The 280-nt window shown below is 66.8% G+C and carries 1 protein-coding gene; it reads right to left on the reverse strand.

All coding sequences use genetic code 11. The annotated features are described in order from the left end of the window. Nucleotides 1-27 precede the first annotated feature (27 nt). Nucleotides 28-280, reverse strand: a 253-nt coding sequence (locus tag IO33_RS0142350) for an extracellular solute-binding protein (RefSeq protein ID WP_031174378.1), incomplete at its 5' end; no start/stop codon positions are given.

Here is a 280-nt window from a genome sequence, read left to right on the forward strand (position 1 = left end):
TCGCGGCGTCGGTCTCGTGGAGCGAGGTCACGGCTTGAGGAATCCGGCCTGGCTGAGGACCTTCTGGCCCTCGGGGGACTGGACGAGGGCGATGAAGGCTTTGGCGGTCCGGGTGTTGGGGGCGTTCTTGAGCAGGACGATCGGGTAGTCGTTGATCGCCTTGGCGGACTCGGGGAACTGCACGCCCTGCACCTTCTCGCCGGCGGCGTGCACGTCGGTCTTGTAGACGACGGCGGCGTCGGCCTCCTTGAGCTCGACCTTGTTCAGGGCGCTCTTGACG

The organism is Streptomyces durhamensis, from assembly GCF_000725475.1.
GTDB classification, from domain to species: domain Bacteria; phylum Actinomycetota; class Actinomycetes; order Streptomycetales; family Streptomycetaceae; genus Streptomyces; species Streptomyces filipinensis.